This is a genomic window from Pseudomonas brenneri (assembly GCF_007858285.1).
GTDB classification, from domain to species: Bacteria; Pseudomonadota; Gammaproteobacteria; order Pseudomonadales; family Pseudomonadaceae; genus Aquipseudomonas; species Aquipseudomonas brenneri.
In genome coordinates, this window is the sequence record NZ_VFIL01000002.1 from 438877 (window position 1) to 457425 (window position 18549).

Consider the following 18549-nt stretch of genomic DNA (forward strand, 5'->3'; position numbering starts at 1 on the left):
TTTAGTAGTAAAAAGGAAGCGTTAGGTTTCGTTTGTAGAAATATCTGTCAGATAATTCCAGTTGTTGTCAGGGGGTGTTGCACGAGGGAACTTTTTGGAAACGGCTTTGGTGGCTCCGACGCCCGCCGATACAAACCGTGCAAGGGATATTTCCTGAAAGTGGCGTGCGTCACGTTTACTTTTCCTCGGCGATGGGGGCTTTTTTGAGTCAAGATATGTTTGCCAGCGGAAAGTTCTGAAAGGCCGAACAAAAACCGACACATCCATATAGTCGTTTTTTTGTAGGCCTATTCTCATAACTTTGTGGGCTGGGTCTCTGCTTGTCGTTACTTGGGGGGGAGTGCTATGCCAAGGAGGAAACGACTAGGCTATTGTGCTGGTTCTGAATAATTCGAACAGCGAAATTGGACTTGCCCATGAATAAAGTGCTGATCGTGGATGATCATCCCGTCATTCGTCTTGCTGTACGCATGCTAATGGAACGTCATGGTTATGAGGTCGTTGCAGAGACCGATAACGGAGTCGACGCGTTGCAACTAGCGCGGGAGCATATGCCGGATATTGTCATCCTGGATATTGGAATTCCCAAACTTGACGGTTTGGAAGTTATTTGTCGCCTGTCTTCCACAAAGCAGGCGCAACCCTTCAAGGTGCTGGTCTTGACGTCACAGGCGCCAGGCCACTTTTCCATGCGTTGCATGCAGGCTGGTGCCGCGGGCTACGTGTGCAAGCAACAGGATCTCACCGAGTTGCTGAGTGCGATCAAGGCGGTGCTGTCTGGCTACAGCTACTTCCCCAACCAGGCCCTCAACTCGGTGCGCTCCACGCAAGGCAATACCAGCGAAGCGGATATGGTCGAGCGGCTCTCAGGCCGGGAGATGATGGTGTTGCAGCAACTGGCCCAGGGCAAAACCAACAAGGAGATCGCCGACGGCATGTTCCTCAGCAACAAGACGGTGAGCACGTACAAGACACGCTTGCTGCTCAAGCTCAATGCCCGGTCCCTGGTGGACCTGATCGAGCTTGCCCAGCGTAACGGCCTGGTTTAATAAGCAGGGAGCAACAGGCAGGAAAAGCCTCCATGGCGGAGGCTTCTGTGTGATCGTTTGGCTAGAGATCGAAATCGTAATCGGCCAACTGTTTTTGCAAGCGTCGCTCTTCCAGAAGATTGTCGATGGTGCGGCGTTTGCTCAAATTGGTCTTGGCAACTTCTACAGGTGCCTCGGCTGCTTCGTCAGTGTCTGCGGCCACAAAGTCATCTTCTACATCCAGTTGCTCTTTGCCAGTGCTCATAAGGTTAACTCCAGGCTAAGACTGCCGTTGGCGCTCCTTATATCGACAATCGTGCACCGGGTAAAAAAGATTTTTTCAATCGACTGATCAATAAAATCAATGATTGCTCAATCGTCCGACGTCTTTTCCTTGTATTCACACAGATCCTCGATGCGACAGCTGCCACAACGCGGCTTGCGGGCCTGGCACACATAACGTCCGTGCAGGATCAGCCAGTGGTGGGAGTCGAGCAGGTAAGGCTTGGGTACAAACTTCATCAGTTGCTTCTCCACCTCCACCACATTTTTGCCAGGCGCCAGCCCTGTACGGTTGCTGACTCGGAAAATATGGGTGTCCACTGCCATCGTCAGTTGGCGAAACGCTGTATTGAGCACCACATTGGCCGTCTTGCGCCCCACGCCGGGCAATGCTTCAAGTGCTTCGCGGGTCTGTGGCACTTCACCGCCATGCAACTCGACCAGCAACCGGCAGGTTTCAATGACGTTCTTCGCCTTGCTGTTGTACAGGCCAATGGTCTTGATGTACTGCGACAGCCCTTCCACCCCCAGGGCATGGATCGCCGCCGGGGTGTTGGCCACGGGAAACAGCTTGGCCGTGGCCTTGTTCACGCCCACATCCGTCGATTGTGCAGACAGGATCACGGCGATCAGCAACTCGAACGGTGACGAGTAGGCCAGTTCGGTCTTGGGTTCCGGATTGTCTTCGTGAAACCTTCGAAAGATCTCCAGGCGTTTTGCGGCGTTCATTGGGCGAGCGGTTCCTTCAGTGTGGTTTGCGGCGTTGAGTCCAGGCCTGCCATCCGGCAAGCAGCAACCCGAGCAGAATAAACCCTGTTGGGGCGAGCATGGCGATGCTGCTGGCGAGTAAAAAGCGCGCAACAGTGATTGCAACCAACAGCCCGGCTGACACAGCGATCAGTTGAAGCCGTGCCCTGCGCTGGTTGGCAGCGAACAGGCCGTCATGTTCAAGCAGTACGCATTGCATGGCGATCAGCGCCAGGTATGCCCCAAGGCCCGTAGACGGCGCAAAGGCCAGGGCCTGCGCCACCAGGTACGCGCAACTGACCCAGGTGGTGGCCAGCAACACATTGGCCATCAGCCGCCAATGGCCACTGAGGCGATTGCGCACCCAGCCGCAGCTCCAGCCATGGAGCGTTACGATTAGCATCCACGAAACCCAGAACATTGCGGCGCCCGACGGCGTAGCACTGACACCCAGCAGCGCAGGTAGCAACAACAGGCTGGCGAGGGCGAACGGTTTAGTCATGGTCGGTGGGCTCCAGCAGTGCCTGGCGATGCCCGTCAAAGTAGCGCAAGGCATCATGGATCGCATTGATCACCGCGCGAGACGTGATGGTGGCGCCGACCATCTGGTCGAATTGGCCGCTGTCTCTCTTCAGCGCCCAGGCCTGTGGATTTTCCAGTGACAGCCCCTTGAATGCAGCAATCCACGCATTGCCGGACTCGCCAATGTGTCCGCCCAGACTGGGTGTTTCCGTGTGTGCCAGGGTTTTTACCCCGAGCAGCTTGGCGTTGCGGTCGATGGCAATCAGCAACTCAATGCGCCCACCATATCCATCGATCTGTGAGCGCAGCACAACCGCACTGGGTTTACCGGCCAGGGTCGCTAGGTAACCACCCAGCAGTTGACTGTTGTCCAGCATTGGCGAGGTGATGCCCAGTGGGTGCTCCAGCGGTTGATTGTCATAGCCGCCAGTGGGCAGCACATCCAGCAGCGCCCGGTTTTGCAGCGCGCGCTGCTGCTCGGCAATCGGCTTGGCGGTCAGCTGTTGCAGGCCGATGGTCAGGCCCACTGCGCCAACCGCGATCAGCAGCACGATCAAGGCTTGAGAGGTGCGCTTCATGCATTCACCGCCTGCGGTCGCGCCCAGCGCTCCAGCGCTGGCACCGCTAGGTTCATCATCAGTACCGCGAACGCTACGCCATCCGGGTAGCTGCCCCAGGTGCGGATCAGATAGGTCAATACACCCACACCCACGCCAAACAGCAAGCGCGCCCGCGCACTTTTCGCACCCGACACCGGTTCGGTGATGATGAAGAAGGCCCCAAGCATGGTGGCCCCAGTCAACAGATGAAACAGCGGCGAGCCATGGGAGTCGGAGCCCGAGCCGTTCCAGCACAGCAGGCTGATGACGAACAGGCTGGCGAGCATGCCCACTGGCGCGTGCCAACTGAAAACCCGTTGCTGCAGTAAAAAAAGCCCGCCGGCGAGAAACGCCAGGTTTACCCACTCGCTTCCTTTGCCTGCGATCTGGCCGAAAGCCGGGTGGCGGGCGAACAGCTCATCGATGGTCAGGCTATTGTTGATGCGCAAAGCGTCCAGCGCCGTGGCTCGGGCCCAGGCATCGGCGGCCTCGCCGTGCAGGCCGAACACCTGTTGCAGGCCGGCCAGCAGGTCGAGGCCGTGGGACGCCGGCCAATGGGTCATTGGCTGGGGAAAGGCCAGTAACATCAGGGCATAACCGACCATGGCCGGGTTGAATGGGTTCTGCTTGCCGCCATACAGGTGTTTGCCCAGCAGCAATGCACTGCTGACGGCGCCCAGGCATAACCACCACGGGCAATAAGGTGGCAATGCCAGGGCCAGCAGCACCGCGCTGACCAGACCGCTCAGGTCGCGGGAGTCATGGCCGCGCAACCGACGCACCCAGGCTTCGACGGCCCATGCACAGGTGCCGGCCAGCAACAGATTGATCAGCACGCCCCAGCCATACAGCCAGAACAGCACCAGCAAGCCAGGCGTTACTGCCATTAACAGGCGCTGCATGGCCTGTTGCTGGCGCTCGACTGCTTCAGGCGCCAACATGTTCATCCACCCAACGTTGGGCGTCAGCCAGGCGCTGCCTGGCGTCCATCAGCTCGATTGCACTGCTGGCGGGGTGGCGTTCGAGCTTGCTCAGGTCGGCGCGGGCATAGGCCAGGGCGGTCTTCAACTGGCGCAGTTGGTTGTCGATCGGCCGTTTCTCGACACGTTGCAGGTCTGGCCTGGGCTGGGCCGAGTTTTCCTCGGCAGCGTGCAACGCCTGTTCAGCAGCGGCCAGGGCTGTGCCCAGTGTGGCCAACTGTTCGGCGCCGGCCAGCGCGTCCTGGGCTTTTTTCAGCTCGGCGCGACGCATGGCCAGCTGGATTTTTGCGCGCTTGAGCTCAGGATCTTTATTGGTTTGCGGGATCGCCACGGCGGGGGCGTTCGCTTCGAGTGCGTTTAATGCCTGTTCGGCGGACTCAAACTGTTGTTGCAGGATGATCAACTGCGACTGCTGCTCAAAGGTTGGCGGGTGGCCAAAGGCTTTGAGGGATTTGTGCAGTTGCGCTCGGCTCATTGCCAGGTTGATTTTGGCCTTTTTTACCGCCGCATCGATGTCGGCAGCTTTTTGCGCGCGGACCCGCTCGATGGCGGCCTGCATAGGGTCGCTCTCAACCTGTGGGCTGGGGGCCGGGCGTTTGCTGCGGGCCAGGCGTTCCGCCAGTTTGTGTTCTTCCTCGCGTTGCAGCCGTGCATTGCGCTGTTCGAAGCGACGCCGGGCGCGGTCGCGCTTGGTCGCTCGCGCCTGGAGCTCCTCGGCGGTACTGGCAAAGCCTGCGACTATCGGCAGCACCGTGGCCTGGGGCAGCGCCAGCATATCGATGCAGTCCACCGGGCACGGGGCCACGCACAAGTCGCAGCCGGTGCATTCATCGACGATGACCGTATGCATCAACTTCGCTGCGCCGACAATCGCATCCACCGGGCAGGCCTGGATGCACTTGGTGCAGCCGATGCACTCGGCCTCGCGGATAAAGGCAATCTGCGCGGGGGCTTCGCCACGGGAACGGTCCAGCTCCAGCGGCGCCAGGTTCAACAGCTGCGCCAGCTCGGCGATGGTTTCGGTGCCGCCAGGCGGGCACTTGTTGATGGCCTCGCCCTGGGCGATACCCTCGGCGTAGGGCCTGCAACCCGGGTGTCCGCATTTGCCGCATTGGGTCTGGGGCAGCAGGGCGTCGATACGTTGAATCAGGCTCATGGTGTGATCATTGCGTTTAAGCCCAGCAACGCCACGGCCATCAGCCCGGCGCTGAGCAGGTTCACGGGCAGGCCTTTGAAGGGCTGGGGGATATCGTTTTGGTCTATTCGCTGGCGCAGGTCATTGAACAGGCTGAGGGTCAGCCAGAACGCCGGGCCGATGCCCAGGCAATAAATCAGTTGGCTGGTATTGCCAGGGCTCAGGAGCACCACGCTGAGCACGCCGGCGTTGGCCAGCAGCGGCCCCCACAACCCAGTAAAGGGCAGTGCGGGCACGCGGCGGGAAAGCACATTCAGCAACGGCTGGCTCAACAGGATCACCGCGGGCACGTAGGCAAACAGCCATAACGCGCCCAGCGCCAACGGCTGCAACAAAAAAAGGTCCAGCAGATAGCTCGAAATACCGGCCAGCGCCACCAGCAGCGTGGTCGCGAGCCCAAGGGCATGCACCCGCAGTCGTTCCAACTGTGGATCACCAGGCAACAACCGGCGCAGCATGTACTGGCTGATCAGGGTGGCGCTGAGAAGGGCGACTAGCATTTCGGTCATGGTCGAGCCGGTTAAGCAAACAGGGCCTGATTATCCGGCAAGCAGGGAGAGGGTACTAGCGCAAACCGCCCTGTCGCGGCTAATCACCACGGCAGGGCAGGCTTGAGGTGTTACTTGATGCGCTGGCCAGGCTTGGCGCCGCTGTCCGGGCTGAGCAGGTAGATCTCTTCACCGCCAGGGCCGGCAGCCATCACCATGCCTTCGGAGATACCGAACTTCATTTTCCGTGGCTTGAGGTTGGCGATCATCATGGTCAGGCGACCATCGAGCTTGGACGGGTCCGGATACGCGCTCTTGATCCCGGAGAACACGTTGCGTTGTTCATCACCGATATCCAGGGTCAGGCGCAACAGCTTGTCGGCGCCTTCCACCGCTTCGGCCTTGATGATCAGCGCGACACGCAGGTCCACTGCGGCAAACGCGTCGAAGTCGATTTCCGGCGACAGCGGATCCTTGGCCAACTCGCCATTGCCCGCTGGGGCTGCCTGGCCGGTATCGGTCTGGCTGGCGGTCAGGTCTTCCTTGGAGGCGTCAGTCATGGCCTGCACCTTGACCGGATCGATACGGGTCATCAACGGCTTGAATTCGTTGAGCTGATGGCTGTTGAGCAGGCGGGTATGGTCATTCCAGGTCAGCGGTGCAACGTTGAGGAATGCCTCGGCGTCGGCGGCCAGCAACGGCAGCACCGGCTTGAGGAAGATCACCAGTTGGCGGAACAGGTTGATGCCGGTGGCGCAGATGGCCTGGACTTCATCCTGCTTGCCTTCCTGCTTGTTCAGCGACCACGGCGCCTTGTCGGCGATCCAGGCGTTGGCACGGTCGGCCAGGCCCATGATCTCGCGCATGGCACGGGCAAAGTCGCGGGCTTCATAGGCATCGGCGATGCTTGGCGCGGCGGCCAGGAAGGCGTCGGTCAGTTCTGGCGCGGCGTTGACCGGAACCATCACGCCAGCATTGCCCTTGTGGATAAACCCGGCGCAACGGCTGGCGATGTTGACTACCTTGCCCACCAGGTCCGAGTTGACCTTCTGCACGAAGTCTTCCAGGTTCAGGTCCAGGTCGTCTACGCCACGGCCCAGCTTGGACGCGTAGTAGTAGCGCAGGTACTCCGGCGACAGGTGGTCCAGGTAGGTGCGCGCCTTGATAAAGGTGCCACGGGACTTGGACATCTTCTGGCCGTTGACCGTCAGGTAGCCGTGCACGGCGATGCCGGTTGGCTTGCGGTAGCCCGAGCCTTCGAGCATGGCCGGCCAGAACAGGGCGTGGAAGTTGACGATGTCCTTGCCGATGAAGTGGTACAGCTCGGCGGTGGAGTCCTTGCCCCAGAACGCGTCGAAGTCCAACTCTGGCGTGCGGTCGCAGAGGTTCTTGAAGCTGGCCATGTAGCCGATTGGCGCGTCCAGCCACACGTAGAAGTACTTGCCCGGTTCATCGGGTATCTCAAAACCGAAATACGGCGCATCACGGGAGATGTCCCACTGTTGCAGGCCGGCATCCAGCCATTCGGCGATCTTGTTCGCCACGGCGTCCTGCAGGGTGCCGCTGCGGGTCCAGGCTTGCAGCATTTCCTGGAAATCCGGGAGCTTGAAGAAGAAGTGCTGGGAATCCTTGAGCACCGGGGTGGCGCCAGAGATCGCCGACTTCGGATCCTTCAGGTCGGTGGGTGCATAGGTGGCACCGCATTTTTCGCAGTTGTCGCCGTACTGGTCTTCAGTGCCGCACTTGGGGCAGGTGCCCTTGATGAAGCGGTCGGCCAGGAACATTTTCTTTTCCGGGTCGAAATACTGGGTGATCGAGCGCGTAGCAATGTGCCCGGCGTCACGCAGCTTCAGGTAGATCTGGCTCGACAGCTCGCGGTTTTCTTCGGCGTGGGTCGAGTGGAAGTTGTCGAAATCCACCAGGAACTCGGCAAAGTCGGCGCTATGTTCAGCCTGGACGTTGGCGATCAGTTGTTCCGGAGTGATGCCTTCCTTTTCGGCGCGCAACATGATGGCCGAACCGTGGGCGTCGTCTGCGCAGACATAGATGCATTGATTGCCGCGATGCTTCTGGAAGCGCACCCACATATCGGTCTGGATGTACTCAAGCATATGGCCAAGATGGATGGAACCATTGGCATAGGGCAGGGCGCTGGTGACGAGGATCTTGCGTGGCTCGGACATGGGGCTCGGCTACTTGATGAAACGGAGGTCGGCCACTATAAAGCGCCGGCGAATTTATTTCACCCCGTGAGGCTGTTTCAGGGTTTTCCAATGTCGCGAAAGCATGCCCCTCGGGCGCGGGAACGGTTAGGATAGCCGCCTGTTTTAGTCTGTCTTTTCCGGGAGTAGCCCATGAGCGCCGTCAATCGCGCAGCGGTGGAAGCCGTTCTTCGCCAGTACACCGACCCCTATCTGAACCAGGACCCGGTCAGCGCCGGCTGTGTCCGGGCCATTGATGTGCAGGGCGATCAGGTCACGGTCCAGCTTGAACTGGGCTACGCCGCCGGTCTGTTCAAGAGCGGCTGGGCGCAGATGCTGCAAATGGCCATTGAAGGCCTGGACGGTGTGCGTTCGGCCAAGGTCGACATCCAGTGCGTGATCGCCGCGCACAAGGCCCAGGCACAGATCCCGGGCCTGGCCAACGTCAAGAACGTGGTGGCCGTGGCGTCGGGCAAGGGAGGCGTGGGCAAATCGACCACGGCGGCCAACCTGGCCCTGGCCCTGGCCCGTGAAGGCGCGCGGGTGGGGATTCTCGACGCGGATATCTATGGCCCCAGCCAGGGCGTGATGTTTGGCATTGCCGAAGGTTCGCGGCCCAAGATCAAGGACCAGAAGTGGTTCGTGCCAATCCAGGCCCATGGCGTGGAAGTCATGTCGATGGCGTTCCTCACCGATGACAACACGCCGATGGTCTGGCGTGGGCCGATGGTGTCCGGGGCCTTGATGCAACTGGTGATGCAGACCGACTGGGGCAACCTGGACTACCTGGTGATCGATATGCCGCCAGGCACCGGTGATATCCAGCTGACCCTGGCGCAAAAAGTGCCGGTGGCCGGTTCAGTGATCGTGACCACGCCCCAGGACCTGGCGCTGCTCGACGCGCGCAAAGGCGTGGAGATGTTCCGCAAGGTCAACATCCCGGTGCTGGGCGTGGTGGAAAACATGGCGGTGCACATCTGTTCCAACTGCGGTCACGCCGAGCATTTGTTCGGTGAAGGCGGCGGTGAAAAGCTCGCCACGCAATATGACGTTGAGTTGCTGGCTTCATTGCCGCTGTCGATGGGCATTCGTGAGCAGGCTGATGGCGGCAAGCCGACGGTGGTCGCCGAGCCGGATGGGCAGATCGCCATGGTTTACCAGGAACTGGCCCGCCATGTGGGCGCGCGGATTGTCTTGCAGGAAGCCGGTGCCCAGGCAATGCCGACCATCACTGTCAGCGACGACTGATCAGCCTGAAGGCAGAAAAGCCTCGACCCTGTCGGGGCTTTTTCTTGTCTTGCGTAAACCTTTTGGACGGTCGAGTGCGCATTTCCCTAATGGACCGTGTAAGCATTCGCTTACTTTTTCGTAAGTGTTTGGTTTTTTAGCCGCGCCAGGACGCCTCGAATTACCTGGATATATTTCTATGCAATTGAAAAATAACATTTATTTATTGTGGTTCGAAGGCGGCGACAGGTTGTGCTTGCGAATGGATCCCGTTGAACTTGTTCGGGAAGTCTCTACTATCAGCCCTGTGTCCACGGATTGACACAGTCATCAAGGATCGATGACTCAGGGAACCTCGCAGGATGCGATTCATCAGGACGATGAAAGGGAACACAGGGACTAGGGAAAAAATGTGGGCGGGTCAAACCGCCCCTTTTTTTGCCTGCAGAAAAGTAAAAGACCGGCGTGCAGAAACGCAAAAAGGCCCGCAAGGGGCCTTTTGAAGGGGCGCGACGCTGTTAGCGTTCGAGGTCTTTGATCTTGCCTTTTACGCCATCCCACTCTTCCGCATCTGGAAGCGATTCTTTTTTCTCAGTGATGTTTGGCCAGATTTCCGCCAGCTCGACGTTCAACTGAATAAATTCCTGCATCTCTGCCGGGACTTCATCCTCGGAGAAAATCGCAACGGCCGGGCATTCTGGTTCACACAGGGCGCAGTCAATGCACTCATCCGGGTGGATCACCAGGAAATTCGGGCCTTCGTAAAAGCAGTCCACCGGACACACTTCTACGCAGTCGGTGTACTTGCACTTGATGCAGTTGTCGGTGACGACGAAGGTCATTTCTAATTTTCTCCTCAGGCGGCGGCAGCGAAACCCCTTGTGGCAGGGCTCGCGAGGTTCGGGAGCGATAGTCTGCGGGCCAGGCTAAAAGCCCGCAGCATCCCAAACCGCGCGAGAGTCTACCAGCTTGCAAGCGTCTGCGTTATATCCGAGTCTTCAGTGCATATAACATTTCGAGCGCTTTACGCGGTGTCAAGTCATCCAGGTCAAGCTTTACCAACTCATCCAGCACTGGATGGGGCAGGCTGGCGAACATATCGCTCTGGTGCGGTGCCGCAGGTTTGCTGGTGGCCTTGGCGGGGCTGGCGACCACATTCTCATGGGGCAGGGCCGTGGTTTCCAGGCGGCTGAGGTGCTCGCGGGCGCGCAAAATCACGTCGTTCGGTACACCGGCCAGTTGCGCCACGGCCAGGCCGTAACTCTGGCTGGCCGGGCCTGGCAGCACATGGTGCAGGAACACGATGCGTTCGTTGTGCTCGGTGGCATTGAGATGCACGTTGGCCACCAGCGGCTCGCTTTCCGGCAATACGGTCAGCTCGAAGTAGTGGGTGGCAAACAGCGTATAGGCCCGCAGGTGCGCCAGGCGCTCGGCTGCCGCCCAGGCCAGGGACAAGCCGTCGAAGGTACTGGTGCCGCGCCCCACTTCGTCCATCAATACCAGGCTGCGGTCGCTGGCGTTGTGCAGGATATTGGCGGTTTCGCTCATTTCCACCATAAAGGTCGAACGGCCACCGGCCAGGTCATCGCTGGAGCCGATCCGGGTAAAAATGCGGTCTACCAGGGACAACTCGCAACTGGCCGCCGGCACGAAGCTGCCGATATGCGCCAGCAGCACGATCAATGCGGTCTGGCGCATGTAGGTGGATTTACCACCCATGTTCGGACCGGTGATCACCAGCATGCGCGTATCGTCGTCCAGCGACAGGTCGTTGGCCACGAACGGGGTGGTCAGCACTTGTTCCACTACCGGATGGCGACCCTGGACAATGCGCATGCACGGCTCGCTGACAAAACGCGGGCAGTTCAGGTCAAGGTTCAAGGCGCGCTCGGCCAGGTTGCTCAACACATCCAGCTCGGCCAGGGCCGCGGCGGTGTCCTGCAACGGTGCCAGCTTGCCGATCAGGTCTTCGAGCAAGGCCTCATAGAGCATTTTCTCCCGGGCCAGGGCGCGGCTCTTGGCCGACAGTGCTTTGTCTTCGAATGCTTTGAGCTCGGGCGTGATGAAGCGCTCGGCACCTTTGAGGGTCTGGCGGCGCTGGTAATCGATAGGTGCCTGCTCGGCTTGCTTGCTCGGCAATTCAATAAAGTAGCCGTGCACACGGTTGTAGCCGACCTTGAGATTGGCCAGGCCGGTGCGGGCTTTTTCGCGGGCCTCCAGGTCAATCAGGAACTGCCCGGCGTTTTCGCTCAGGGCTTGCAGCTCGTCCAGCTCGCTGTCGTAACCGGTCTTGAGCACGCCTCCGTCGCGGATGATTGCAGGCGGGTTGTCAATGATGGCTTTTGCCAGCAGCGCCGCCAGTTCCGGGTAGGTGCCGGCCGTGACGGCAAGTTGTTGCAGGTGCGGCGCTTCCAGTTCGGTCATCGCCTGTTGCAACTCGGGCAATACGCCCAGCGCGTCTCGCAAGCGTGCCAGGTCGCGAGGGCGAGCGTTACGCAAGCCGATTCGCGCGAGGATTCGCTCGATATCACCGATCTCCTTGAGCTGCGGCTGCAGCTTTTCAAAACGGTAGACGTCCAGCAGGCAGGTAATAGATGACTGACGCGCTTGCAGCACCGTCAAGTCGCGCAGCGGGCGGTTCAGCCAGCGGGTCAGCAAACGGCTGCCCATGGCGGTCTGGCAACGGTCGACCACCGACTGCAGGGTATTGTCGCGCCCGCCAGCCAGGTTGGTGTCCAACTCCAGATTGCGCCGACTGGCGCCATCGAGCACCACGGTGTCGTCCAGGCGCTCATGGCGCAGGCTGCGCAAATGCGGCAGGGCGGTGCGCTGGGTTTCCTTTGCATAGTTGAGCAGGCAACCGGCGGCGCCGATGGCCAGGGTCAGGGTCTCGCAGCCAAAGCCCTTGAGATCCTGCACGGAGAATTGCTGGCACAGACTTTTTAGCGCCGAATCACGCTCAAAATCCCACGGCGCACGGCGCTTGGTCCCACGACGTTTTTCCGCCGGCAGGTCCTTGGGCCAGTCATCCGGGATCATCAACTCCACCGGATTGATCCGCTCCAACTCTGCCAGCAGGTTTTCCCAGCCCTTGATCTCCAGGACTGTGAAGTTGCCACTGGTGATATCCAGCACCGCCAGGCCGAACAGCCGCTCATCCCCCAGCACCGCCGCGATCAGGTTGTCGCGGCGCTCATCCAGCAGCGCCTCATCACTCACCGTCCCCGGCGTAATGATGCGTACCACCTGACGTTCCACCGGCCCTTTGCTGGTGGCCGGGTCGCCGATCTGCTCGCAGATCACCACCGACTCGCCGAGCTTGACCAGCTTGGCCAGGTAACCTTCCAACGAATGATAAGGAATCCCACACATCGGAATCGCCTGCCCAGCCGACTGCCCGCGCGCGGTCAGGGTGATGTCCAGCAACTTGGCGGCCTTCTTCGCATCTTCATAGAAGATCTCGTAGAAATCGCCCATGCGATAGAACATCAACTGATCAGGGTGCTGGTTTTTCAGGCGCCAGTACTGCTGCATCATCGGGGTGTGGGAGGACAGATCGGAAGTGTTTTTACTCATTGGATAGTAGGCAAATTCGTTGAAAGTGATGGGGCAAAGGGGGCGCTTGGCCCAGCATTTTTTGCGATGGCGGCAAGGTTAACATGTGAGGTCAGTGCTTCGCAGTTCACAAACGGTTAGGTAAAACGCAGAAGGAGTACACCTAACGCCGATCTTGGCTGTAGGAGCGAGCTTGCTCGCGAAGAACGTTAACGATAATGCGTGCTTGCTGGGTAAGCGCGGTGCTCTGAGGTTTTTCGTCGGAACGCCGCCCGGAGACAAGCTCGCTTCTACAGAAAATCGGCATTAGGTGTGGATGTGCATACGTCATGCACAAAATATGCAAATTAGCATTTGCCAACCCCAAAAACTCCCGTCACTATCCCCGTTATGCAAAAACGCAACGTTTCAATCGTCTTAAGAGAGCTGCTCGATCACGACGGGATCTCCCCCACGGAGCTTCACCGGCGTACCGGCGTGCCTCAATCCACTCTGTCCCGGATCCTCAGCGGCAAGATCGTTGATCCGTCGGACAAGCACATCTCGCGTATCGCTGATTATTTCCGCATCAGCACTGACCAGTTGCGCGGGCGTGCGGCGCCGGTGCGGTTGGATGAGCGTGACCCGATGCATTCGGAGCTCAAGGATATAAGCCTGTGGGACGACGATACCCCCGTCAATGACGACGAGGTGTCGATCCCCTTTTTGCGTGAGGTTGAATTGGCTGCTGGATCAGGAAGATTCGTCATCGAGGAAAGCGAGAAGGCCAGCCTGCGGTTCGGCAAGCGCAGCCTGCGGCATAACGGTGTGCAATTCGATCAGGCCAAGTGTGTGACGGTGCGCGGTAACAGCATGCTGCCGGTATTGCGCGATGGGGCGACGGTGGGGGTCAATGCTGGCAAGAGCGGGATTGGCGATATCGTCGATGGCGATTTGTATGCCATCAACCACAACGGCCAATTGCGGGTCAAACAACTCTATCGCCTGCCTTCGGGGATTCGCCTGCGCAGTTTCAATCGTGATGAGCATCCGGATGAGGACTACAGCTTCCAGGATATCCAGGAAGAACAGATCAGCATCCTCGGTCACGTTTTCTGGTGGGGCATGTACGCCCGCTAAACCTCCTTTGTAAGAAACAGCCCGCTCATCAGCGGGCTTTTTTTCGCCTGCGGAAAACCGCCAAGTGGCTGTCTTTCAAGATGTTTATGCTGATATGCATTGTTCGGGTGGAAATAAATGCATTTATGCATTGACTGTATATCCATACATGCATATTCTTCATCTCAAGCCAGCCAACAAGGCCTGGTGGAGGCGGCAAGGATGCTGCCAGGGAAGACAAGGAAGGCACGCAACACTGGCAAGGACGCCACCGAGTGATGGCAAGGACGCCAGGCAACACCGGCAAGGATGCCGACGCTCTTTAGTTTCACGGTTTCACCACAGGCAGCGATGAACCGGCCTTAACGGTTCAGAGGGTTGGCAACTGACCCGGGTGTGCAGCGTAAAGCACCAGAAGCAGTTATCCGGCAGACAGGGATCGTGGTCGGAAAAACATCGAGGAAAGATCCGTACCGCGCCAGTAGCGCCGAAAGATCGCAAGGACCGCATTACTGAAAAGCCTGGGCAACCGGGCTTTTTGGAATGCCTACCGACACATCAAACCACTTATTGATCAAAGCACCGGCCACCTGCCGGTTTTACGCATTCCAGGAGGCGTGACATGACAAACGAGCAGCAAGCGTTGGCAGAAATGCCTATCTGGCTGGTGATTATTCTGGCCCTGATCGGCGGGGTATCCGGGGAAATGTGGCGCGCCGACAAGGAGGGCGCCCGCGGTTGGTCGCTGGTCCGTCGCCTGGCCCTGCGTTCCGGGGCGTGCATGGTGTGCGGGGTATCGGCACTGATGCTGCTGTATGCCGCTGGCATGTCGATCTGGACGGCGGGCGCCCTCGGATGCCTGACCGCCATGGCCGGTGCCGACGTGGCCATCGGCCTGTATGAGCGCTGGGCCGCCAAGCGCATCGGGGTCAACCAACCCCCGGATTCAAAGTGATTGTTGCAAGGAAGCCACACCATGACCCTCATTGAAAAACCTTCACAGCTGCCGATTGCTGTCGGCGAGGCGCTGCGTGCAGCGTTCCCCGATTTGCGGGTGGGCAGCCCGCCGGGCTTTCTGGCGACGGATGAAACCGGCGTGGCGATCACGGTCGAGCGCAATGGCCCCGGCGTGCGCTCCCTTGAAGGGCGCAAGGCCCATGTGCTGTCGATCTCGCTCAAAGTCATGGCCGCCCAGGGCGCGCAACCCTTTGACGCTTGTGACCTGGCGAGCCGGCTGATGGACCTGGTACTGGATAACCGTTGGCAGTTGCCGCCGGCCCAGTGCGATGTGCCGGTGAATATCGTCGCGCTGCCGTCGAGCCTGGTGGGGGCCGAAACCAACTATGACAGTTGGACCGTGTCCTTCAGCCAGACCCTTTACCTCGGCCCGCCACTGCTCAACGACCCCATCGGCAAGCCGCTGTTTGCCCGTACCTGGGAAGTGTCGAACATCGACGACCCCGATCAATACCGGCCATTGCAGGAGTAGCCCATGTTCGATGCACTGTTACGCCTGCAATTGGCGCCCCTGATCGAGCGCCTGGCCCACATGGAAACCCAGCTTGAAGACCTCTATCGGCGTGCCGAGAGCTTTTGCCGGATCGGCGTGTGCCAGGAGGTCGATGCGGCCAGCAATACCTGCAAGGTCAGCCATGGCGAGTTGCTGACCCCGGCGATTCGTTTTTTCAACCCCAGCGCCGGCGCGCAGACGGAAACGCGGATCCCCACGGTGGGTGAGCAATGCCTGCTGCTCAACTACGGCGGTGGCGAGGGTGGGGGGCAGTCGGTGGCGTTGTTTGGCCTCAACAGTGACCGCTTTCCGCCGCTGTCCAGTGCGGCCAGCCTGACGAGCCGACGTTATGAGGACGGCACGCAAAGCGCCTACGACGCCGCAGCACATGTATTGGGTTGGAACAATGGACCAGCGGCATTCAGCGGCTCTCGCGAGCAAGTGGAAATGAATTTGGGCGCTGCCCGTTTAGTCATGACCGCCGCAACCATCAGTCTGCAAGTCGGAGCCGTCGGCATGCTGCTGGATGCATCCGGCGTGCACTTGAGTGGCCCGGTGGTCGATCACCAGGGCCGAGTTATCAGCACGGCATAAGGATTTGCCATGATCGGAATTGAGAGAAACACCGGGGCCGTGGTGGACGACTGGCTGCAATTCGTCCAGCGCGCCACCCGGGCCCTGACCACACCTTTGGGCTCGCGGCAGAAACGCCCGCTTTACGGTTCGATGATCCCGCAGCTGCTGGGGCAGAACCTGGGCGATGATCTGCTGATCCTCGCCCAAAGCCACGCCGCCCAGGCCTTTTACAACCCGCAGAACGGCATCGCCGATTTTGCCCCGCAAGTCATCGTCGCCAATCGCCAGGGCGCAGGCCTGCTGTTGCGGTTTGCCGGCACCTGGAAAAACCGCAAGCAATCCTTCGAGGTGGTGACATGAGCATGTTGATCCCCGGGCAGAACCAACTGGCGCCGCCCGACCTCATTGCCGTCGACGAATTCGAACCGCTGCTGGCGCAGTTCAAGGCATTTGTCGTCGACTACGTGGCCACCCGCGCCCCGCAAAGCGCGGCCAAACTCAAGGTCAGCCTGGACAATGAAAGCGAGTTGCTGACCCTGGCCCTGGAAGCCTTTTGTGTGCGCCTGCAAACCCATGAGCGCAAATACAATGCGCGGATCCAGCAGATGCTGGCGTGGTGGGCCACCGGCAGCAACCTGGATGCGCGCCTGGCCGACATGGGCCTGGAGCGCCAGGTGCTCGACCCAGGCGACCCGGCGGCATTCCCGCCCGTGCCACCGACCCTGGAAAGTGACGACGATGCGCGGCTGCGCTACTACCTGGCGCCCCACGCGCCGGCTGCGGGTTCACGCATGCAGTATCGTCGCGAGGTGTTCACCCTTGGCGAGCGGCCGGTGGTGAAAGTGCAGAGTGCCGCTGCTGGCGTGGTGACAGTCAGTTATACCTTCGACCCGGATGGTTATGCCGCCCAGGTCAAGGATGGCAACGCCCGGCGCACGGCACCTGGGGAGGTCATGGTCACAGTGCTCTCGCGCTCGGGTAATGGCACGCCATCGACGGACTTGCTTGACGGTGTGCGCCGCCATTTCGCCCGGCCCGATGTGCGCCCGGAAACCGATTGGGTGACAGTGCAGGGCGCGCAGATCGTGCCCTATAAGATTCGCGTGGTCGCCCGGATCAACGCCGGCCCGGACTCGGGGCTGACGCAAGTGGCGGCCCAGCAATTGCTGCAACGTTATGCCGAATCTTGCCACCGCCTTGAAGGGCGCGTGGACCCGAGTTGGATCGACTACACCATCCACACCGCCGGGGCTACGCAACTGGAGATTCTCGAACCGCTGGCGCCGATCATCACCACGGCCTTCCAGGCTCCGTATTGCACGGGTGTCGAGGTGCAGGTGCTGACGCTATGAGTGAGCACACATCCAGTTTATTGCCGGCCAACAGTTCGCCGCTGGAGAAGGCGCTGGACCTGGGTTTCGGCAAGTTGCTCGAACGGGCCGAGCCGCCGTTCCCGGCGCTGATGAATCCGCTGCACACGCCGCAGGCGTTCCTGCCTTACCTGGCCGCTGACCGTGGCGTCAGTGAATGGAACGCCGCTGCCGACGAAACCGAAAAGCGCCTCACGGTCGCCCTATCCTGGCAGATCCAGCGCCAGGCCGGTACGCCCAAGGCGTTGAGCCACGCAGTCGAATCCCTGGGGTTTACCCCCAATATTCTGGCCTGGTACCAACAGCGCCCGCTGGCCCAGCCCTACACCTTCGACGTGCAGGCGATCATCGGCCGCAGTTGGTCCAGTGGCGACCACAACCGCTTGATCCGCCGCATCAACGCGGCCAAGAGCGAGCGCGACCTGGCCACCATCACCCTGGTGCATGAGGTGGTGGGCAGGCTGCCCATCACCAGCGTCGCCCATGCAGCGCTAAGTGACAGCGAGCTGTCGCTGCGGGGCGCCTTGCCGCAACTCATGTTGAGTTCAGGGCTTAACAGTGCGGGCGTGGCCCAGCACTACACCATTAACGACTACGACCTCAGGGCGCAGCCATGACCGATGACATTACGCGCCTGGTGCGCTTCACCTCCAAGGGTTTGGATGAAGTGTTGCAGGCAAAGAACCAAGGCTTGAAAGGCGAAATCACCCACATCGCCGCCGGCACCGGCCGCTACAACCCCACCGGCAACGAAACCGCCCTGCGCGATGAGCGCCAGCGCGTGGCGATTGTGGATTACGAAGACCTGGGCCAGCGCCAACTGCGCATGGCCGCGCTGTTTGATGGCGATGGTGAATATGAGATTGGCGAGTTCGGGTTTTACCTCGCCAGTGGCACGCTGTTGGCGGTGTACTCGGTGGCGGGGAAGTTGCTGACGTACAAGGCGGCGGCGGCGCGGGTGTTGCAGAAGTTTACGTTGGATATTTCGCCGTTGCCGGCGGATAGCGTCACCGTGATCGTGGGGTCGGAAAACCTCAACATCCTGGTGGTGGATGAGTTGGCGTCACTCTCGACGGCCAGTATCGACAACATGGCGCGAGGCATCGGAGCTTTATTTCGATTGATGGCGCTTGAAGCGAAGGCTTAACACAAGATCAATGCACTACAAGGA

At 60.0% G+C, this 18549-nt stretch carries 20 protein-coding genes; 10 read left to right on the forward strand and 10 right to left on the reverse strand.

Annotation, left to right across the window (positions count from 1 at the left end):
- Positions 1 to 416: 416 nt before the first annotated feature.
- Positions 417 to 1049, forward strand: a complete 633-nt coding sequence (locus FJD34_RS05250; RefSeq protein WP_032858436.1) for a response regulator transcription factor — start codon at positions 417 to 419, stop codon at positions 1047 to 1049.
- A 61-nt stretch (positions 1050 to 1110) separates the two neighbouring features.
- Here the strand turns inward: FJD34_RS05250 and FJD34_RS05255 are convergent, their stop codons facing one another.
- From FJD34_RS05255 to metG, 8 genes are all read right to left on the reverse strand, one after another.
- The gene (locus tag FJD34_RS05255; protein ID WP_032858435.1) at positions 1111 to 1293 is read right to left on the reverse strand and encodes a PA3496 family putative envelope integrity protein; all 183 of its coding nucleotides are present in this window, start codon (positions 1291 to 1293) and stop codon (positions 1111 to 1113) included.
- 107 nt (positions 1294 to 1400) lie between these two features.
- Positions 1401 to 2039: an endonuclease III gene (gene nth, locus FJD34_RS05260; protein ID WP_032858433.1), complete on the reverse strand. Its 639-nt coding sequence runs from the start codon at positions 2037 to 2039 to the stop codon at positions 1401 to 1403.
- A gap of 16 nt (positions 2040 to 2055) precedes the next feature.
- Complete coding sequence (locus tag FJD34_RS05265; protein WP_090291906.1) at positions 2056 to 2559, reverse strand: Rnf-Nqr domain containing protein; 504 nt, start codon at positions 2557 to 2559, stop codon at positions 2056 to 2058.
- Positions 2552 to 3157 carry an RnfABCDGE type electron transport complex subunit G gene (locus FJD34_RS05270; RefSeq protein WP_065942648.1) on the reverse strand — a complete coding sequence of 202 codons (606 nt, stop codon included), beginning with the start codon at positions 3155 to 3157 and terminating at the stop codon, positions 2552 to 2554. Before FJD34_RS05270 ends, FJD34_RS05265 begins: the two co-directional genes overlap by 8 nt.
- A complete protein-coding gene (locus FJD34_RS05275; RefSeq protein WP_090291904.1) occupies positions 3154 to 4119 on the reverse strand; it encodes an RnfABCDGE type electron transport complex subunit D in 966 nt (321 codons plus the stop codon). Before FJD34_RS05275 ends, FJD34_RS05270 begins: the two co-directional genes overlap by 4 nt.
- Positions 4106 to 5314 (reverse strand): electron transport complex subunit RsxB, encoded by a 1209-nt coding sequence (rsxB, locus tag FJD34_RS05280; protein WP_032858427.1) that lies wholly within the window; start codon positions 5312 to 5314, stop codon positions 4106 to 4108. Before rsxB ends, FJD34_RS05275 begins: the two co-directional genes overlap by 14 nt.
- Positions 5311 to 5862: an Rnf-Nqr domain containing protein gene (locus FJD34_RS05285; protein WP_090291902.1), complete on the reverse strand. Its 552-nt coding sequence runs from the start codon at positions 5860 to 5862 to the stop codon at positions 5311 to 5313. The genes rsxB and FJD34_RS05285 overlap by 4 nt, the downstream gene beginning before the upstream one ends.
- A gap of 110 nt (positions 5863 to 5972) precedes the next feature.
- Positions 5973 to 8024, reverse strand: a complete 2052-nt coding sequence (gene metG / locus FJD34_RS05290) for a methionine--tRNA ligase (RefSeq protein ID WP_032858424.1) — start codon at positions 8022 to 8024, stop codon at positions 5973 to 5975.
- A gap of 171 nt (positions 8025 to 8195) precedes the next feature.
- Here metG and apbC point away from each other — a divergent pair, with 171 nt between their 5' ends.
- Positions 8196 to 9290, forward strand: a complete 1095-nt coding sequence (gene apbC, locus FJD34_RS05295; RefSeq protein WP_032858422.1) for an iron-sulfur cluster carrier protein ApbC — start codon at positions 8196 to 8198, stop codon at positions 9288 to 9290.
- Between the two features lie 497 nt (positions 9291 to 9787).
- On the opposite strand, the gene fdxA is transcribed toward apbC, so the two are convergent.
- Both fdxA and mutS read right to left on the reverse strand, forming a co-directional pair.
- Positions 9788 to 10111 (reverse strand): ferredoxin FdxA, encoded by a 324-nt coding sequence (fdxA, locus tag FJD34_RS05300; protein ID WP_032858421.1) that lies wholly within the window; start codon positions 10109 to 10111, stop codon positions 9788 to 9790.
- Positions 10112 to 10253: 142 nt separating this feature from the next.
- Positions 10254 to 12845, reverse strand: a complete 2592-nt coding sequence (mutS, locus tag FJD34_RS05305; protein WP_090291900.1) for a DNA mismatch repair protein MutS — start codon at positions 12843 to 12845, stop codon at positions 10254 to 10256.
- A gap of 369 nt (positions 12846 to 13214) precedes the next feature.
- On the opposite strand from mutS, the gene FJD34_RS05310 reads away from it, so the two are divergent.
- From FJD34_RS05310 to FJD34_RS05345, 8 genes are all read left to right on the forward strand, one after another.
- On the forward strand, positions 13215 to 13943 hold the full coding sequence (locus FJD34_RS05310; RefSeq protein ID WP_082445537.1) for a LexA family transcriptional regulator: 729 nt from the start codon (positions 13215 to 13217) through the stop codon (positions 13941 to 13943).
- A 601-nt stretch (positions 13944 to 14544) separates the two neighbouring features.
- Positions 14545 to 14877, forward strand: coding sequence for a phage holin family protein (locus FJD34_RS05315; protein WP_032858418.1), 333 nt, complete (start codon positions 14545 to 14547; stop codon positions 14875 to 14877).
- Between the two features lie 21 nt (positions 14878 to 14898).
- Positions 14899 to 15411 (forward strand): hypothetical protein, encoded by a 513-nt coding sequence (locus FJD34_RS05320; protein ID WP_065942652.1) that lies wholly within the window; start codon positions 14899 to 14901, stop codon positions 15409 to 15411.
- Positions 15412 to 15414: 3 nt separating this feature from the next.
- Complete coding sequence (locus FJD34_RS05325; protein WP_032858415.1) at positions 15415 to 16026, forward strand: phage baseplate assembly protein V; 612 nt, start codon at positions 15415 to 15417, stop codon at positions 16024 to 16026.
- Between the two features lie 9 nt (positions 16027 to 16035).
- Positions 16036 to 16368 carry a phage baseplate protein gene (locus tag FJD34_RS05330; protein WP_090291898.1) on the forward strand — a complete coding sequence of 111 codons (333 nt, stop codon included), beginning with the start codon at positions 16036 to 16038 and terminating at the stop codon, positions 16366 to 16368.
- Complete coding sequence (locus tag FJD34_RS05335) at positions 16365 to 17360, forward strand: baseplate J/gp47 family protein (RefSeq protein WP_032858412.1); 996 nt, start codon at positions 16365 to 16367, stop codon at positions 17358 to 17360. Before FJD34_RS05330 ends, FJD34_RS05335 begins: the two co-directional genes overlap by 4 nt.
- Complete coding sequence (locus tag FJD34_RS05340) at positions 17357 to 17995, forward strand: phage tail protein I (RefSeq protein WP_090291896.1); 639 nt, start codon at positions 17357 to 17359, stop codon at positions 17993 to 17995. The genes FJD34_RS05335 and FJD34_RS05340 overlap by 4 nt, the downstream gene beginning before the upstream one ends.
- The gene (locus tag FJD34_RS05345) at positions 17992 to 18525 is read left to right on the forward strand and encodes a phage tail-collar fiber domain-containing protein (RefSeq protein ID WP_032858408.1); all 534 of its coding nucleotides are present in this window, start codon (positions 17992 to 17994) and stop codon (positions 18523 to 18525) included. The genes FJD34_RS05340 and FJD34_RS05345 overlap by 4 nt, the downstream gene beginning before the upstream one ends.
- Positions 18526 to 18549 lie beyond the last annotated feature (24 nt).

Excerpts from the sequence above, each read along its gene's own strand:
- FJD34_RS05250 (WP_032858436.1), top strand. The coding sequence starts at position 417 with ATGAATAAAGTGCTGATCGTGGATGATCATCCCGTCATTCGTCTTGCT.
- FJD34_RS05255 (WP_032858435.1), bottom strand. The coding sequence starts at position 1,293 with ATGAGCACTGGCAAAGAGCAACTGGATGTAGAAGATGACTTTGTGGCC.
- nth (WP_032858433.1), bottom strand. The coding sequence starts at position 2,039 with ATGAACGCCGCAAAACGCCTGGAGATCTTTCGAAGGTTTCACGAAGAC.
- FJD34_RS05265 (WP_090291906.1), bottom strand. The coding sequence starts at position 2,559 with ATGACTAAACCGTTCGCCCTCGCCAGCCTGTTGTTGCTACCTGCGCTG.
- FJD34_RS05270 (WP_065942648.1), bottom strand. The coding sequence starts at position 3,157 with ATGAAGCGCACCTCTCAAGCCTTGATCGTGCTGCTGATCGCGGTTGGC.
- FJD34_RS05275 (WP_090291904.1), bottom strand. The coding sequence starts at position 4,119 with ATGTTGGCGCCTGAAGCAGTCGAGCGCCAGCAACAGGCCATGCAGCGC.
- rsxB (WP_032858427.1), bottom strand. The coding sequence starts at position 5,314 with ATGAGCCTGATTCAACGTATCGACGCCCTGCTGCCCCAGACCCAATGC.
- FJD34_RS05285 (WP_090291902.1), bottom strand. The coding sequence starts at position 5,862 with ATGACCGAAATGCTAGTCGCCCTTCTCAGCGCCACCCTGATCAGCCAG.
- metG (WP_032858424.1), bottom strand. The coding sequence starts at position 8,024 with ATGTCCGAGCCACGCAAGATCCTCGTCACCAGCGCCCTGCCCTATGCC.
- apbC (WP_032858422.1), top strand. The coding sequence starts at position 8,196 with ATGAGCGCCGTCAATCGCGCAGCGGTGGAAGCCGTTCTTCGCCAGTAC.
- fdxA (WP_032858421.1), bottom strand. The coding sequence starts at position 10,111 with ATGACCTTCGTCGTCACCGACAACTGCATCAAGTGCAAGTACACCGAC.
- mutS (WP_090291900.1), bottom strand. The coding sequence starts at position 12,845 with ATGAGTAAAAACACTTCCGATCTGTCCTCCCACACCCCGATGATGCAG.
- FJD34_RS05310 (WP_082445537.1), top strand. The coding sequence starts at position 13,215 with ATGCAAAAACGCAACGTTTCAATCGTCTTAAGAGAGCTGCTCGATCAC.
- FJD34_RS05315 (WP_032858418.1), top strand. The coding sequence starts at position 14,545 with ATGACAAACGAGCAGCAAGCGTTGGCAGAAATGCCTATCTGGCTGGTG.
- FJD34_RS05320 (WP_065942652.1), top strand. The coding sequence starts at position 14,899 with ATGACCCTCATTGAAAAACCTTCACAGCTGCCGATTGCTGTCGGCGAG.
- FJD34_RS05325 (WP_032858415.1), top strand. The coding sequence starts at position 15,415 with ATGTTCGATGCACTGTTACGCCTGCAATTGGCGCCCCTGATCGAGCGC.
- FJD34_RS05330 (WP_090291898.1), top strand. The coding sequence starts at position 16,036 with ATGATCGGAATTGAGAGAAACACCGGGGCCGTGGTGGACGACTGGCTG.
- FJD34_RS05335 (WP_032858412.1), top strand. The coding sequence starts at position 16,365 with ATGAGCATGTTGATCCCCGGGCAGAACCAACTGGCGCCGCCCGACCTC.
- FJD34_RS05340 (WP_090291896.1), top strand. The coding sequence starts at position 17,357 with ATGAGTGAGCACACATCCAGTTTATTGCCGGCCAACAGTTCGCCGCTG.
- FJD34_RS05345 (WP_032858408.1), top strand. The coding sequence starts at position 17,992 with ATGACCGATGACATTACGCGCCTGGTGCGCTTCACCTCCAAGGGTTTG.